This window comes from Streptomyces sp. AC555_RSS877 (assembly GCF_019049245.1).
In the GTDB taxonomy this organism is placed as follows: Bacteria; Actinomycetota; Actinomycetes; order Streptomycetales; family Streptomycetaceae; genus Streptomyces.
The window spans coordinates 113,991-129,147 of the sequence record NZ_JAGMUK010000054.1 but is presented as its reverse complement, the minus strand read 5'-3'; the positions used below and the strand labels follow the sequence as shown (position 1 = coordinate 129,147).

The 15,157-nt window shown below is 70.6% G+C and carries 13 protein-coding genes; 3 read left to right on the top strand and 10 right to left on the bottom strand.

What is annotated here, in order from left to right; translation table 11 throughout:
* Positions 1-13: 13 nt before the first annotated feature.
* The 6 genes from KUM49_RS24210 to KUM49_RS24185 all read right to left on the bottom strand — a co-directional run bounded on the left by KUM49_RS24210 (position 14) and on the right by KUM49_RS24185 (position 7,482).
* Positions 14-1,801, bottom strand: a complete 1,788-nt coding sequence (locus tag KUM49_RS24210; RefSeq protein ID WP_217239025.1) for an ABC transporter ATP-binding protein — start codon at positions 1,799-1,801, stop codon at positions 14-16.
* A gap of 2 nt (positions 1,802-1,803) precedes the next feature.
* Positions 1,804-2,859, bottom strand: a complete 1,056-nt coding sequence (locus tag KUM49_RS24205) for an iron-siderophore ABC transporter substrate-binding protein (RefSeq protein WP_217239024.1) — start codon at positions 2,857-2,859, stop codon at positions 1,804-1,806.
* A gap of 111 nt (positions 2,860-2,970) precedes the next feature.
* A complete protein-coding gene (locus tag KUM49_RS24200; protein ID WP_217239023.1) occupies positions 2,971-3,822 on the bottom strand; it encodes an ABC transporter ATP-binding protein in 852 nt (283 codons plus the stop codon).
* A 38-nt stretch (positions 3,823-3,860) separates the two neighbouring features.
* A complete protein-coding gene (locus KUM49_RS24195) occupies positions 3,861-4,964 on the bottom strand; it encodes an iron chelate uptake ABC transporter family permease subunit (RefSeq protein WP_217239022.1) in 1,104 nt (367 codons plus the stop codon).
* Positions 4,961-6,019, bottom strand: a complete 1,059-nt coding sequence (locus KUM49_RS24190) for an iron ABC transporter permease (RefSeq protein ID WP_217239021.1) — start codon at positions 6,017-6,019, stop codon at positions 4,961-4,963. Before KUM49_RS24190 ends, KUM49_RS24195 begins: the two co-directional genes overlap by 4 nt.
* A 107-nt stretch (positions 6,020-6,126) precedes the next feature.
* Positions 6,127-7,482, bottom strand: coding sequence for a lysine N(6)-hydroxylase/L-ornithine N(5)-oxygenase family protein (locus tag KUM49_RS24185; protein WP_217239020.1), 1,356 nt, complete (start codon positions 7,480-7,482; stop codon positions 6,127-6,129).
* Between the two features lie 248 nt (positions 7,483-7,730).
* Here KUM49_RS24185 and KUM49_RS24180 point away from each other — a divergent pair, with 248 nt between their 5' ends.
* Positions 7,731-8,678 carry a methionyl-tRNA formyltransferase gene (locus tag KUM49_RS24180; protein ID WP_217239019.1) on the top strand — a complete coding sequence of 316 codons (948 nt, stop codon included), beginning with the start codon at positions 7,731-7,733 and terminating at the stop codon, positions 8,676-8,678.
* A 56-nt stretch (positions 8,679-8,734) separates the two neighbouring features.
* Here the strand turns inward: KUM49_RS24180 and KUM49_RS24175 are convergent, their stop codons facing one another.
* The 3 genes from KUM49_RS24175 to KUM49_RS24165 are packed head-to-tail and all read right to left on the bottom strand — an operon-like array spanning position 8,735 to position 11,390.
* Positions 8,735-9,574, bottom strand: coding sequence for a bifunctional 2-polyprenyl-6-hydroxyphenol methylase/3-demethylubiquinol 3-O-methyltransferase UbiG (locus KUM49_RS24175; RefSeq protein WP_217239018.1), 840 nt, complete (start codon positions 9,572-9,574; stop codon positions 8,735-8,737).
* Between the two features lie 53 nt (positions 9,575-9,627).
* A complete protein-coding gene (locus KUM49_RS24170; RefSeq protein ID WP_217239017.1) occupies positions 9,628-10,290 on the bottom strand; it encodes a response regulator transcription factor in 663 nt (220 codons plus the stop codon).
* Positions 10,287-11,390, bottom strand: coding sequence for a sensor histidine kinase (locus tag KUM49_RS24165; protein WP_217239016.1), 1,104 nt, complete (start codon positions 11,388-11,390; stop codon positions 10,287-10,289). The genes KUM49_RS24170 and KUM49_RS24165 overlap by 4 nt, the downstream gene beginning before the upstream one ends.
* A 167-nt stretch (positions 11,391-11,557) precedes the next feature.
* Between KUM49_RS24165 and KUM49_RS24160 the strand changes: the two genes are divergently transcribed.
* Complete coding sequence (locus tag KUM49_RS24160) at positions 11,558-12,562, top strand: carboxymuconolactone decarboxylase family protein (RefSeq protein WP_217239015.1); 1,005 nt, start codon at positions 11,558-11,560, stop codon at positions 12,560-12,562.
* 148 nt (positions 12,563-12,710) lie between these two features.
* A complete protein-coding gene (locus KUM49_RS24155; protein WP_217239014.1) occupies positions 12,711-13,385 on the top strand; it encodes a hypothetical protein in 675 nt (224 codons plus the stop codon).
* Between the two features lie 46 nt (positions 13,386-13,431).
* On the opposite strand, the gene KUM49_RS24150 is transcribed toward KUM49_RS24155, so the two are convergent.
* A complete protein-coding gene (locus KUM49_RS24150) occupies positions 13,432-14,958 on the bottom strand; it encodes an NCS1 family nucleobase:cation symporter-1 (protein ID WP_217239013.1) in 1,527 nt (508 codons plus the stop codon).
* Positions 14,959-15,157 lie beyond the last annotated feature (199 nt).

Here is a 15,157-nt window from a genome sequence, read left to right as displayed (position 1 = left end):
GTACTCGGGGTGACTAACTACCTTCTCGCCAGGCCCGCCACAGCCGCGCATAGCGGCCGCCCAGCGCCACCAACTCCTCGTGCGTTCCTTGCTCCACGACGCGTCCCGCGTCCAGCACGGCGATCCGGTCCGCCGCCATCGCCTGGGTCAGCCGGTGCGCCACGAACAACGTGGTCCGGCCCGCGCACGCGGCCACCACGGCCCGCTCCAGTGCGGCGGCGCCCTCGCTGCCGGCCTCCGCGGTCGACTCGTCGAGCACGACCACCGGCGCCCGGCCCAGCACCAGCCGGGCCAGGGCGATCTGGGCGACCTTGGTGACGTCCAGGCGCTCGCCGCCCTCGCCGACCAGCGTGCTGAGCCCGTCGGGCAGCGCGTCGACCCAGGCGTCGGCGCCGACCGTGCGCAGCGCGTCCATCAGCTCGGCGTCGGTCGCCTCCGGCGCGGCCAGCCGCAGGTCGTCGGCGAGCGGACCGGAGAACACGTGCGTCTCCTGCGTCAGGATGCTCACCAGGGCCCGCGCCCCGGCCTCGTCCAGACCGGCGAGGTCGGTCGGCCCGACGCGCACCGACCCGGCCTGCGGAGTTCCGATGCCCGCGATCAGCGCGGCCAGGGTCGTCTTGCCCGCGCCCGTCGCCCCCACCAGCGCGAGCGAACCGCCGGCCGGGATCGTCAGGTCGACGTCCCGCAGGACCGGTTCCTCGCTGCCGGGATAGCTGAACGTCAGCCCCTGCACGGTCACCGGGTACGGCACGGCGTCCGCCGCCGTGACGGTGGCGTCGCCCACCAGCCGGTCCTCCGCCGCCTCCCCCAGCACCCCGACCAGCCGGGTCAGGCTCGCCCCCGACTTCTGCGCCTCGTCGAAGGTGAACATGATGGAGCCCAGCGGGGTGAACAGCCGGTGGAACATCAACGGCGCCGCCGACACCTCGCCCAGGCTGGCGGCATCGGCCTCCAGCAGGGCGTACCCCACCACGATGATCAGGACCAGTCCGATGAACTCGGCGCGGTTCTCCCTGCCGACGAACCGGCCGAAGAACCGGAAGACCTCGATACCGAGTTCGCGCACCCGCCACGACTCACTGGTGACCTTCTCGCGGAAGGCGCCCTCAAGACGGTAGGCCCGGACCGTGTCGATGCCGTTCAGACCGCTCATCAACGCCTGCGCGCGGTCGGCCTGGGCCACCCGCTGCTTCCGGTAGAGCGGGGCGGACCGGGGGAGATACCAGCGCAGGGCCAGCGCGTACGCGGGCAGCGCGCCGGCGCCCGCCAGGCCGAGCCGCCAGTCGAGGCCGAACATGCCGGCCGTGGCGATGACGACCAGCACGCCCGCCGAGAACACCGTGGGCACGGCCGTCCGGATGCCCTTGGAGATCACGGCCACGTCGTCGCCGACCCTGGACAGCACGTCCCCGCGGCCGACCTGCTCGATGCGTGCGCTCGGCATCCCGAGCACCGCCCGTACGGCGCCTTCCCGCAGCCGCGCGAGCAGATCCGCGCCCAGCCTCCCGATCAGGTAGGTCGACACCGCGGTGGCCGCCGCGCCGAGCAGCGCCGCGGCCACCATCCACACGCCGACCGTGACCAGGACGGAGCGCGACTCGCCCTCGACTACCCCGTCGACCACCCGGCCGAGCAGGAGCACCGGGAGCACCTGGAGCGCCGCCCCGGCCACCGTGGTGAGCACGGTGGCCGCGGTCAGCCACGGCACCTCGCGGCAGTGCGCCGCGACCCATCGGCCGGCCTCGCGTCCGGTCGCCGTGCGCAGGGTGGCCGGGGCGACGCGCGTGTCGGTGGTGCTCACACCTACTCGGCCGACTTGACGAGTTCGTCGATCGCGTACGGCATGGAGAGCAGGGTGCCCTGGGAGATGGCCGCGCCGACCGCCGGGCCCTCGCTGTCCAGCAGGTACGACACGTTGCCCTTCTTCACGGCGTCCAGGTTGGTGAACAGCTTGAACTTCTTCAGGGCGTCCGTGTCCGCCTTGTCGTTGATGACGAAGATGTGGTCGACGTCGATCAGGTCGATGCGCTCAGGAGAGAGCTTGGTGTAGAAGCTGCCGTCCGCGACCTTGTCGATCTCGGTCTGGTACTTGAAGCCGATGCCCGACACCAGACGTCCGCGCACGTCGGTGGAGGTGAACGGCGCCACGGAGTCCTCGTACCAGGACAGCGCGACGGCGGTCTGGTCCGCGAACGCGGGGTGCGCCTCCTTGGCGGCGTCGAGCTGGCCCTGGATGCCCTCCACCATCTTCTCGCCCTCCTCGGCCTTGCCGAGTGCCTTGGCGATGTGCAGCGCGTTGTCCTGCCAGGGCGCGCTGAACGGCTCCTTCTCGGCCTTGGTACGGCCCACCGTCGGAGCGATCTTGGACAGCTTGTCGTAGGCCGCCTGGTCGACCTCCGAGTACACGGCGATGATCAGGTCCGGCCGCAGGGCGGCGATCTTCTCGTAGTTGGGGCCGGAGTCACCGTTCTTCATGATGACCTCGGGCTTGGTGTCGCCCCACTTGTCCTTCACCCAGGGCCACTGGGTGTTGATGTCGGGGGTCTTGCCCGGCGGGTTCGGGTACTGGTCGACCATGCCGACGGGCTTGATGCCGAACGCCAGGATGGTCTGGTCGTCCGTGTAGCCGACGGAGACGACCCGCTTCGGAGCTTCGGTGACCTTCGTGGTGCCGAACGCGTGCTCCACGGTGACCGGGAACGCGCCGGCGGGGGCGGTCGTGGTGCTGTCGCTCGCCTTGTCCGAGTCGGACGAGTCGGAACCGCATCCCGCGAGGAGGCCGACGCCGAGGGCCGAGGCGGACAAGACCGCCGCCAGCCGCCGCCGGGATCTCTTGAGCGTCGTTCGATGGAGGAGCATTCGAAGTCCCTTGCTTTCGCGCTGTCCGCTGCGCCCCCGTCTAAGGGCAGGCAAACCTTATCGTGCGCAGGTGAGGTTAGCCTAGCCTAACTTTTGTAACTTTATGAGAACTCAGTCGAGTTGGACATGCGTGCGACCGATCGGCACGATGAGCGGCCGGTCGCCCACCGGATCGTCGATCACCTTGGCGCGCAGTCCGAACGCCTCGTGCAGCAACTCCGCGGTGATCACGTCACGCGGGTGCCCCTGGGCAAGGATCGCCCCCTCCCGCATCACGACGAGGTTGTCGCTGTAGCGCGTGGCCAGGTTGAGGTCGTGCAGCACCATGACCACGGTGCACCCCGACTCGTGCAGGTCGTCCACCAGGTCGAGCACGTCGATCGCGTGGGCCAGGTCCAGGTAGGTGGTCGGCTCGTCGAGGAGCAGCAGGTCGGTTCCCTGGGCCAGGGTCATCGAGATCCACACGCGCTGACGCTGGCCGCCGGACAGCGAGTCGACCGGACGGTCGGCCAGGTCGGACACCCCGGTCATGGCCAGCGCCCGCTCCACGACGGCGGCGTCGTCCGACGACCACTGCCGCAGCCAACTCTGGTGCGGATGGCGGCCCCTGGCCACCAGGTCCGACACCGTCAGCCCCTCCGGCGCCACCGGTGCCTGCGGCAGCAGGCCGAGCTTCTTCGCCACGTCCCTTGTCCTGAGCTTGACGATGTCGTCGCCGTCCAGCACGACCGTCCCCCTGGTCGGCTTGAGCAGCCGTGACAGGGTCCGCAACAGGGTCGACTTCCCGCAGCCGTTGGGTCCGATGATCGTGGTGATCACCCCGGGCGGTATCGCCACGTCAAGACCGTCGATGACCATCCGGCCGCCGTACCCGACCGTGACGCCCCTGGCCGCCAGGCGGGAGGCGTCATCGACCGCGGACTCGACCCCGGACTCGATCCCGGTGATGGGCTGAGCGACCACAAGGCCCCCTTGTTTAGGCTTGCCTTACTTTGTATCAGCTATCTGAGGTTCGCCCGCACCAGCAGATAGACGAGGAAGGGGCCGCCGATCGCGGCCGTGACCACGCCGACCGGGAGACTGATCGGCAGCGCCGTGCGCGCGACCAGGTCCGCGCCGATCAGCAGCAGCGCTCCCACCAGGCCCGAGGCCACCATGGGCGGTGTCGGGCACCGCGCCAGACGCATCGCCACCTGCGGCGCCACCAGCGCGACGAACGGGACCGGGCCCGCCGCGCTCACCGCCACGGCGGCCAGCAGGACCGCGCACAGCAGCAGCACGGCCCGCACCATCGAGTACCGCACGCCGAGGCCCGCGGCGACCTCGTCGCCGAAGTGCATCGGCTTGAACTGGAACGCGGCACACGACACGACGACCAGGAGGGCGAGCGAGCACCACAGTGCCACCCACACCTCGTCCCACGACCGGTTGTCCAGCGAGCCGACCAGCCACGCCTGGGCCCGGGCCACGTCCCTGATGTCGGCCGTGACCAGCAGCCAGGTCGTGATCGCCTCCATCACGGCGCTCACCGAGATGCCGATGAGGATGAGCCGGAAGCCGTCGACGCCGCGCCGCCACGCCAGGAAGTACACCAGCAGTCCGGTGCCGAGACCGCCCGCGAGCGCCGCCGAGGACAGGCCCACGGCGTTGACGATCGCCGCGGAGGTGCCGCCCGACACCGTCACCAGGAACACCGAGACCGCACTGGCACCCCCGGTGATCCCCAGAATGTCCGGGCTGGCCAGCGGATTGCGCGCGATGGACTGCGTGATAGCCCCGGACACCCCCAGTGCGATGCCCACGACGAGCCCTGCCAGGGCACGCGGCATCCGCAGGTCCATGATCACGAACTCGTCGACCCGCTCACCGCCACCGAAGATCGTGGGGATCACCCGGGACAGGCCGATGGGGAAGTCCCCGACGCCGATGGACAGGCAGAACACCAGGAAGGTCGCCGCCGCCAGCAGCAGCGTGACGAGCACGAGCCAGGGTCGCCACACGAACGACACCTGGCCGAGCCGCACGCCCGGCGCCACCGATGGCTTCACGTCTGTCCCGTCCGGCTTCACTTCTGTCCCGTCCGGCCTCAACTCTGTCCCGCTCATGCGTTCTTGAACTTTCCGCGCCACACCAGAACCGCGAAGAACGGGGCGCCGAGGAGGGCCACGACGACACCGGCGTCCAGCTCGCCCGGCCGCACCACCAAGCGCCCCACGATGTCGCAGACCAGCAGGACGATGGCGCCGAGCAGGCCCGCGTACGGCACGAGCCAGCGATAGTCCGGCCCGGTCAGATACCGGGCCACGTGGGCCACCATGAGCCCGATGAACGCGATGGGACCGCACGCGGCCGTCGCCGCGCCCGCCAGCAGGGTGATGGCGACGATGCCGACGGTCCGGCTCAGCGCGATGTTCGCTCCGAGCCCCCGCGCCACGTCGTCGCCCAGGTTGAGCAGGTTGATGGTGGGCAGCGTGGTCAGTGCCAGCACCAGCCCCACCGCGATGAACGCGGTCACCGGCCAGATGACGTCGAATCCGACACCGGCCACCGAGCCCGCGTTCCAGAACCGCAGCGCGTTCAGCGACGCCTGGTTGGACAGCGCGACCGCCGTGGTCATCGCCATGAGGAACACCGTGATCCCCTGCCCGGCCAGTGCGAGGGTCAACGGGTTGCCGGCCCCCCGGCCGATGCTCGCCAGACCGAACACGACGACACCGGCGACCGCCGCCCCCAGGAAGGCGAACCAGACGTACTGGAACGGGTTGGAGAACCCGAACACGGCGATCACCGACACCACGGCGAACGAGGCGCCGGTGTTCACCCCCAGCAGGCCGGTGTCGGCGATCGGGTTGCGCGTGTACCCCTGGATCAACGCCCCGGCGGCCCCCAGGGCGACGCCGGCCACGATCGCCAGCACCGTCCGGGGCACCCGTACGGTCTGCACGATGAGCCTGATCTCGGTGAGCCGCTGGTCGGCGTCCGGCGCCGCGAACAGTCCGTGCCACACCTCGGCCGGACTGAGCGCGCGCGCACCGACGGCCAACGACACCGCCCCAGCGGTCACGAGGATCACCGCCAGTATGCCCAGACCCACAACCCGCCGCCGACGGGCCTGTGTCGTACTCGTGGGCGCGGGGCGCTCCACTGCAGTCGTGCCCATGTGGATGTACGTTATCCCTTTGCTTTCACGGGGGTTGCACAGTGCCGCGCCTGCCGGGTGCGGTGCCACCAGGCGGGGCGCGGCTGGGGCGCGGGACCGGTGGCGGGCTAGCGGGCGGTGCTGCCGATTTCGTCGGCGACCGGCCGGGCCTGGCCGGATGCGGACTCGAGGCCCTGGCCGAGGACCGAGTCCAGGATCTCGCCGACCCTGATCGCGGTGTTGGACAGCAGCGGCGACGTGATGCCGTGCGTGTGCTCCGTGCCGCCCTGGAGGTAGATGCCGCAGCGCAGGTCGGGTTCCGTCGCGATGCGGTAGTCGCGCTCGACGCGGACGCGGCCCTCGTCGTCGCGCAGGCAGCCGTCCGCGACCTCGCCGAGGAGGCCGATGGGGTCGGCGGGGCTGTAGCCGGTGGCGAAGACCACGACGTCCGCGTCCAGGGCGGTCTCCTCGCCGGTGACGAGGGAGGTCACGGTGGCCCGGACCTTGTCGGGCGTCTCCTTGACGTCGGTGAGCCGGGACACGTTGAGGAAGCGCAGCCGCTCGGTGCCGAGGACCTTCTCCCGGTACATCTGCCCGTACAGGTCGTCGATCAGGTCGATGTCCACCACGGAGTAGTTGGTGTTGCCGTGATAGTCCATCAGCCGGCGCTTGACGTCCTCGGGTGCGGCGAAGTACTGGTCGACCGCCTCGGGGTCGAAGATCCGGTTGGCGAAGCTGCTGTCGTCGGCCGGGCTGTAGCCGTAGCGGGAGAAGACCGCGCAGACCTCGGCCTCGGGGAAGCGGCGGTGCAGGTAGGCGACGTTCTCGGCGGCGCTCTGCCCGGCACCCACGACGACGAACCGGGAGGGCGAGGTGCCCTCCAAGGCGTCGACCTTCGCCAGCAGTTCGGAGTTGTGCCAGACGCGGTCGCCGCGCTCCACGCCCTCGGGCATGAGGGGACGCAGGCCGGTGCCGATGACGAGGTTGCGGGCCCGGTGCACCGCGAGCCCCTCCCCCGACCGGACCGTCACGTCCAGGTACTCCACGGCTCCGTCACGGACGACGGGCGCGACGCCGACTACCTCGTGGCCGTAGGAGACCATGTCGTCGACCTTGGCGGCGGCCCACTCCAGGTAGTCGTGGAACTCCACCCGCAGGGGGAAGAGGTTCTTGTGGTTGATGAAGTCGATCAGCCGTCCCTTGCTCTGCAGGTAGCACAGGAAGCTGAACTCGCTGGCCGGGTTCCGGAGCGTCACCAGGTCCTTGAGGAAGGACACCTGCATGGTCGCGTCGTCGATCAGCATGCCTCGGTGCCAGCCGAAGCGGGGCTGCTGCTCGAAGAAGTGAGCGGTGATCGCCTCCTGCCCGCCGACGCGTGCGTTGTGCTCGCTGAGCGCGATCGCCATGGCCACATTGGACGGTCCGAAGCCGATACCAAGGAGGTCGTGGACGGGTGGTACGTCACCAGGAAGAACCTGCGACATGTCACTCCCATCGTGCGGGGCAGTCACCTGCCGGGCGTGGGGAAAGCACGAAAAGTGGCACGCCGACGGAGCGACTTGCCGAGAACTTAGGTGAGCCTAAGCTAAACCTGCGGAGGTGTCGATAGGGCGAAACGGACAACGCCGCAGCCGATCGCCTCGCCAACTTGGCTGCCACGAACGACTATTGCAGACTAAGGTAAGCCTTGCTTTACTGCTCAGGTCAATCCCTGCTCTGAGGAGGAACCCCCATGCGGGTCGCCATGCTCGGTTACCAGACGTGGGGGCACCGCACCCTGCAAGCCCTCCTGGACTCCGACCACGACGTGGTACTCGTCGTGACGCATCCCAAGAGCGAGCACGCGTACGAGAAGATCTGGAGCGACTCCGTCGCCGACCTCGCCGAAGAGCACGGCGTCCCGGTGCTGATCCGCAACCGCCCTGACGACGACGAGCTGTTCGAGCGTCTCAAGGAGGCCGACCCGGACATCATCGTGGCGAACAACTGGCGGACGTGGATCCCCCCGCGCATCTTCGACCTGCCCCGCCACGGCACCCTGAACGTGCACGACTCGCTGCTGCCGAAGTACGCCGGCTTCTCCCCGCTGATCTGGGCCCTGATCAACGGCGAGCCCGAAGTGGGCGTCACCGCGCACATGATGAACGACGAACTCGACGCCGGCGACATCGTCCGGCAGGAGGCGGTGCCCGTCGGACCGACCGACACCGCCACCGACCTCTTCCACAAGACCGTCGACCTCATCGCCCCGGTCACCATCGGCGCACTCGACCTCATCGCCGCCGGGCAGACCGAGTTCACCAAGCAGGACCGGTCCCAGGCGAGCTTCTTCCACAAGCGGTCCATCGAGGACAGCCGCATCGACTGGACCTGGCCGGCCGCCGACCTCGAACGCCTGGTCCGCGCCCAGTCCGAGCCGTACCCCAGCACCTACACCTTCCACAAGGGCAAGCGGCTCGAGGTCCTTGCCGCGGTGGTCTCCCAGGGCCACTACGGCGGTACGCCCGGCCGGATCTTCTATCGCGAGGGCGACGGCGTGGTGATCGTCGCCGGAGCCGATGCCCGCACGGGCCGCAACAAGGGCCTGGCCATCACCCGCGTACGCACCGAGGACGGCCGGGAGTTGCCCGCGGCGGAGTACTTCACCTCCATGGGCGGCTACCTGACCAGCCGCCCCTGACCGACCGGCCCCCAGGCACCGGAACCCCGGCCGGCGGCCCGGCCTCGACGGATCGCTCACGGCTGACCGGGCCGCCGGCCCGCCGTGAGCAGATGCCCGCTGGCTCCGAGCAGCGTCGGCTCGGACTCGATGCGCCGGGTCGCCGCCAGGACGGCCTCGCGGCGTTCCGGGTCGTCCAGCCAGTCCTCGACGCCACCCATGAGCCAGGCCACGCCCTCGACGCCGTACTGGCGCCCGACGGTGAACCCGGCCTCGGTGAACTCGGCCGGCGCCTCTTCGGGGCGGGCGAAGTAGGCGACGGTGAACAGACCGTCCTCGGCGTGGTGATGGTGCCGGCCGTCCACCGTGACGGCGTCGGTGCGTTCGCGGTGCAGGGGGGTGAAGTAGCGCTCCTCGCGCAGCACGTCGTGCAGACCGGCGAACCGGTTGATGGTGGCCGCGACCACCAGTCCGCCCGGCCGGACCACCCGGTACGCCTCGGCCAACGCCCGTACGCGGTCGCTCCGTTCGGGAAGGTGGTACAGCGGCCCGAGGAGCAGTACCACGTCGTAACCCGCGTCGGCGGCGGGCAGGGCACGGGCGTCTCCGGGGCGGGCGGTGACGCCGGGCAGCCGTGCGGCCTGCTCCACGTGGAGCGGTACGGGGTCCACGAGGTCGACCTCGTACCCGTCGCGAGCGAGCCACTCCGCGTGGACCCCGCTGCCGCCGCCGACGTCGAGGATCCGCGCGGGCGCCGCCGGCATCAAGCGCCGCAGCACGTCCTGCGTACGCCAGAACTCCAGCCGCCCGGCGGGCGCTCCGCCCTCTCTGAGGCGGGCGTCCTCCCCGCCCCGGGCGTAGTAGTCGAGGATCTCCTCACGGAGGGAGGGCTGTTGCTCGTGTGTCGTCTCGGTCATCGCCTCAGATTGCTCAGCACCGCCCACCGCGTGCAACGGATTTGTCGCGCGGGTCAGGTGGCGCGGGCCGTCACCAGTCCCGACTCGTAGGCGAACACGACCAGTTGTGCCCGGTCCCGTGCCCCCAGCTTCGTCATCGCCCGGCTCACGTGCGTCTTCGCCGTGAACGGGCTGATGACCATGTGTGCGGCGATCTCCTCGTTGGTGAGGCCGCGGGCGGCCAGGGCGGTGACCTCGCGTTCGCGGCGCGTCAGACACTCCAGGCCGGGGGCCGTGGACCGGTCGGGAGGACGGGAGACGAACTCGCCGATGAGGGTGCGGGTGACCGACGGGGACAGCAGGGCCTCGCCACGGGCCACCACCTCGATGGCCTGGAGGAGGTCGGCCGGTTCGGTGTCCTTCAGCAGGAAGCCGCTCGCACCCGCCCGCAGCGCCTCGAAGACGTACTCGTCGAAGCCGTAGTTGGTGAGGATGACGACGCGTACGGCGGCCAGGGACGGGTCGGCGGCGATGTGACGGGTCGCCTCAATGCCCGTCATCACCGGCATCTGTACGTCGATCAGCGCGATGTCGGGGGCTTCGGCACGGACCAGGGCCAGGCCCTGCTTCCCGTCGGCCGCCTCCCCCACGACCTCGATGCCGTCCTCGGCGTCCAGCAGCGCACGGAAACCGGCGCGCATCAGCGCCTGGTCGTCGACGAGTGCCACCCTGATCATCCGGCAGCCTCCCAGGGCAGCTCCGCCCGCACCGAGAAGCCGCCCTCCGCACGCGGGCCGGCGTGAAGTGCGCCGCCGAGGGCCGTGACACGTTCGCGCATGCCGGTGAGGCCGATGCCCGGTGTCGGGGGCCGGGTGGCCTCGGCTGTTCCGTCGTCGTCCACCCTTATCACCAACTCATCGCCGCCGTACTCCAGTCGCACCTGCACCTTGGCCGGGCCCGCGTGCCGTGCCGCGTTCGTCAGGGCCTCCTGGACGATGCGGTACACCGCCCGGTCGAGGGCCGCCGGCAGGGGCCGCTCCTCGCCGCTCACCGACAGCTGGACGCTGAGGCCCGCCGCCCGTGCGCGCTCCACGAGCACCGCGGGTGTGCCGGCCGGTTCGTCGGTGCGCAGGATCTCCAGGGTGGCCCGGAGCTCGCGCATGGCCTCGCCGCCCGCCTCCTGGATGGCGAGCAACGCGGGCGGCACCTCCTCGCCGCGCTTGCGGGCCAGGTGGACCGCCACGCCTGCCTGGAGCTTGACGATCGAGATGCTGTGGGTGAGGGAGTCGTGCAACTCCCGCGCGATCCGCAGACGTTCCTCGCCCGCTCGGCGCAGCGCGGCCTCCTCCCGGGTGCGCTCGGCCTCCAGGGCGCGCTGTTCGGTCTGGCGCAGATACGCCTGCCAGTTGCGGTCGGCGAGGCCCGTCACGACCGCGCACAGGAACCAGCCCGTGAGCAGCGCGGCCTTCTCCACGACCTCCCCCGTCGTCGGGCCCGTCGTCACGTACGCCGCCAGGTACACCCCGCTCGCCGCGGCGGCCCAGCCCCGGTGTCCCACCCGGGCCGCGGTGTGCACGGCGGCGAGAACGGGGAGGGCGGCGAGCAGACCGGGGTGGGCGTGCAGGACGTACGCCGCGCCGGTCGCGGTGGCCGCGGCCAGCACCGCCAGCGGGGCCGGCCGGTAGAACGCCAGGGCGGCCGAACCGAGCACGATCAACGCGTAGTCGACGGCCGTCGTGTCCCCGTCGAAGGCGGCCGTGGTCACGACGAGGGCGCCGACCACGACCGCGAGGGCCGCGTCGGCGAGAACCCTGGGTGTGACCAAGTGCCCGCTCATGCCCGCACAGTAGCCTCCGGCGCCGACACCGGCGTCAGCCCTGTGGACAACTCCCCGACTACTCCCGGCGCAGTAGAAAGCGGCCTCGCCCCGGCCCCTCGGCGCAGCGCCGACTGTCTTCGGCCGTACGACGACCGCACCCGTCCCCGCGGCGCACGCTGCTGCCCATGCCCACACCTTTCCGCTACACCGAGCCCCTGCCGCCCAAGGCGGCCACCGGCCGAGTCGCCGAGGTCTACGCCCAGCTCTCCCGCGACTTCGGCATCGACGAGCCCGTCACCTTCGTGGTCCTGTCCTCCGCACCCGAGATCCTCGCGGCCGTCTGGGCGTTGATGCGCGAGTCGCTGATCGCGGGACCCGGCAGCCGTACCGGCAAGGAGTTGGCGGCGCTCGGGGTGTCGCTCGCCAACAGGTGCCCGTTCTGCGTGGACGCGCACACCGTGCTGCTGCACGCCACCGGGGACCACGCGCTCGCCGAACGCCTGGCCCGAGGAGAGCGGCCGGAGAACGAGCAGCACGCGCGCGTGCTGGAGTGGGGCAAGCTGACCCGCGTACCGGGCGGCCTCGGCCCCGAGCCGTACCCCTTCCCGCGCGAGCACGCCCCCGGCTACCTCGGCACCGCGCTCGCGTTCCACTTCATCAACCGGATCGTGTCCGCCCTGCTGACCGAGAACCTGCTGCCGGGCAACGCCCAGCGGTTCCGGGTGGTCCGCTCTCTCGCGGGCCGCACGCTCTCCCGGACCGTACGCCGCCCCGCCGTGCCCGGCGAGGCCCTTGCCCTCCTCGACCTCCCCGACCCCGGCGAAGCCCCCAGGTGGGCGGACGGCACGCCCGTCGGCCTCGCGTACGCGGCGCTGATCAGGGCGGCCATGGCGGGCTCCGGCCTCCTCGACGCCGAAGAGCAGGCCCTCGTCGAGGAAACCCTGTGGGACTGGGACGGATCACATCCGCCACTCGATCCGAGCGGGTTCCCGGACCGGCGGGAGCACCCCGGCGCACGCCTGGCGCTGCTGGCCGCCCTCGCCCCGTACCGCATCACGGACGAGGACGTCGCGGCCTGGCGTCGGCCGGAGCACACCGACCACTGTCTGGTGCACCTCGTCTCCTACGGGGCGTTCGCGGCCGTGGACCGGATCGAGACGGCGTTCAACCGGCCCACCGCGAGGACATAACAGGGCACACGGCCCATCAGTGGCGGGGTGCTGTGACCGCACAGGTACGGAGCGAGTTGGCACTTCCGTCCCACAGTCAGTCGTGTGAAACTGGCGCCCCGTCCGCAGTGCGGACTCCTTCCGCACCGTCCCCCACGAAAAGTGCGCCGTGCGTTCCAGCTCTCTTCCCCTGCCGCTCGCCCTCACCGCACGCCTGTCGCCCGTCGTCGTACTCGCCGCGGCGGGCTGGGCGCTGACGTCCGGTCCGTTCGCCGCGACACCGGCCGCCGAGCACAAGGAGGAGCAGAAGACCGGCACGCAGTCCGCCTCCGCTCCGTCGACGGCCGCCGCGTCGAAGACGTACGCCGCCGCGCCCGCGCCGTGCGACAGCCTCGCCGACAAGACGATCACCTCGCTCGTGCCGGGCGTCAAGGCGGCCGGCAAGGAGATCCCGTCGACGGACACGAAACTGCGCCGCACCTGCTCGTGGAACGCCCTGAAGGGGTACGACTACCGCTGGCTCGACGTCTCCTTCGAGGTCATGGACACGGACGAGGCGGCGAAGAAGTCCTACCAGGGCACCGTCACGGAGAAGAGCGGTGGCGGGGACGTGCCCGGTCTCGGCGACTCGGCGTACTCCGTCGTGAACCTCACCACGGAGGACAAGCAGCAGACCCGCGAGGGCGTGGTCGTGGTGCGCGCGTCCAACGCGCTGGTGACCATCACGTACAACGGCAGTGACTTCGAGTCGAAGAAGGCGCCGAGCACGGACGAGATCAACAAGGGCGCCATCAAGGCCGCCAAGGAGGCGGTCACGGCGCTGGAGGACGGCCGGCAGGGCTGACCGCCCTCGACCGCCCTCCAGTCCGTCCTCCGGCAACCGGGCCGCCTTACGCCTCCAGGCGGTCCCTTCCGCGCAGCAGCATCAGCACCACGTACAGGACCATCGACGTCCCCAGGCCCACCGCCCAGCCGTAGTCGGCCAGCGGCTCCAGGGCCGGGATGGGCCGCCCGTCGATCAGCGGCTTGAAGCTCGCGCCGCCGATGGCCAGGACACCACCGGTGACGAACGCGACCACGGCCCGCCAGTTCCATCCGCCGTCGTACCAGTAGCGGCCGCCGGCGCGGTACAGGTCGGTCAGGTCGAGCTTGCCGCGGCGCAGGATCCAGTAGTCGGCGATGAGGATGCCGGCGACCGTGCCGAGCAGACCGCCGACCAGGCCGAGCCAGGTGAAGATGTAGCCCTGCGGGTCGGAGTACAGCTTCCAGGGGAAGATCAGTACGCCGAGGACGCAGGTGGCGAGCGCGCCGGCCCGGAAGGTGATCTTGCGGGGCACGATGTTGGAGAAGTCGAAGGCCGGCGAGACAAGGTTGGCCGCGATGTTCACCGACAGGGTCGCCACCAGTACGGTGACCAGCGCGAACAGCAGGCCCACGACGTTGTCCGTCTTGGCGGCGAGCTCCACCGGGTTCCAGATCGTCTCGCCGTACACGGCCTGCGAACCGGAGGTGACCATCACCGACAGCAGCGCGAAGAGCGTCATGGTGGTCGGCAGACCGAGCGCCTGGCCCCACATCTGCGACTTCTGGCTCTTGCCGTAGCGGGTGAAGTCCGGGATGTTCAGGGACAGGGTGGACCAGAAGCCGATCATGCCCATGAGGGACGGCCAGAACAGCTTCCAGAAGTCGCCGCCCCAGCCCAGCTTGGAGGGCTGGTCGAGCAGCGGGCCGAAGCCGCCCGCCTTGTTGCTCATCCAGATCAGCATCACGAAGGCGCCGACGAGGACGAAGGGCGCCGCCCAGTTCTCGAAGCGGCGGATCGTCTCCATGCCCCGGTAGATGATCGCGACCTGGATCGCCCAGAAGATCGCGAACGACAGCCACATGGTCCAGGGATAGCCGCCGAACTGTCCGGCGTCGCTCCAGCCGTTGCCGATCAGCTTCCCGGCGAGGAAGTAGATCGCCTCGCCGCCGATCCAGGTCTGGATGCCGAACCAGCCGCACGCCACCAACGCCCGTACGACAGCGGGGAGGTTGGCGCCGCGGATGCCGAAGGAGGCGCGGGCGAAGACCGGGAAGGGGATGCCGTACTTCGGCCCCGCGTGCCCGGTGAGCAGCATCGGGACCAGCACGATCACGTTGGCCAGGGCGATGGTGAACACCGCCTGCTTCCAGTCCATGCCCACGGCGATCAGACCGGAGGCCAGGGTCCAGGAAGCCGTGTTGTGGGCCATGCCGACCCACAGCGCCGAGAAGTTGTACGTGGTCCAGGTGCGCTTCTCCACCGGGACCGGCAGCAGGTCCTCGTTGGCGTAGCGGCCGCTCGGGGCGGGGCTGCCCGGGGCGAGCTCCACCCGGCCGTCGGCGAGGGTGACTTGAGGGGACGGCGGTATGGCCGTGGGAGCGGTGTCGGTCATGGGCAGGCCAATCAAACGAGGGGCGGATCCGGAAAGGCCGTGCGGGCCGGCGGGGCCGGGGAAGGGAGGGTGCGTTCCCGCGTCGTTCGGTGCGTGCTCTCGGCGTGCCGGACGTAGGCCCTCGTAGCGGAGCTACTTGGGCCTACGTCCGGTGCGGCGAGAGTGCGTGCCGGGCGGCGTGGGGGCGTGTCCTCCCTTC

Bases quoted from the DNA above. Each gene is read 5' to 3' on its own strand.
- KUM49_RS24205 (WP_217239024.1), bottom strand. From the start codon at position 2,859: ATGCTCCTCCATCGAACGACGCTCAAGAGATCCCGGCGGCGGCTGGCG.
- KUM49_RS24195 (WP_217239022.1), bottom strand. From the start codon at position 4,964: ATGAGCGGGACAGAGTTGAGGCCGGACGGGACAGAAGTGAAGCCGGAC.
- KUM49_RS24190 (WP_217239021.1), bottom strand. From the start codon at position 6,019: ATGGGCACGACTGCAGTGGAGCGCCCCGCGCCCACGAGTACGACACAG.
- KUM49_RS24185 (WP_217239020.1), bottom strand. From the start codon at position 7,482: ATGTCGCAGGTTCTTCCTGGTGACGTACCACCCGTCCACGACCTCCTT.
- KUM49_RS24180 (WP_217239019.1), top strand. From the start codon at position 7,731: ATGCGGGTCGCCATGCTCGGTTACCAGACGTGGGGGCACCGCACCCTG.
- KUM49_RS24175 (WP_217239018.1), bottom strand. From the start codon at position 9,574: ATGACCGAGACGACACACGAGCAACAGCCCTCCCTCCGTGAGGAGATC.
- KUM49_RS24170 (WP_217239017.1), bottom strand. From the start codon at position 10,290: ATGATCAGGGTGGCACTCGTCGACGACCAGGCGCTGATGCGCGCCGGT.
- KUM49_RS24165 (WP_217239016.1), bottom strand. From the start codon at position 11,390: ATGAGCGGGCACTTGGTCACACCCAGGGTTCTCGCCGACGCGGCCCTC.
- KUM49_RS24160 (WP_217239015.1), top strand. From the start codon at position 11,558: ATGCCCACACCTTTCCGCTACACCGAGCCCCTGCCGCCCAAGGCGGCC.
- KUM49_RS24150 (WP_217239013.1), bottom strand. From the start codon at position 14,958: ATGACCGACACCGCTCCCACGGCCATACCGCCGTCCCCTCAAGTCACC.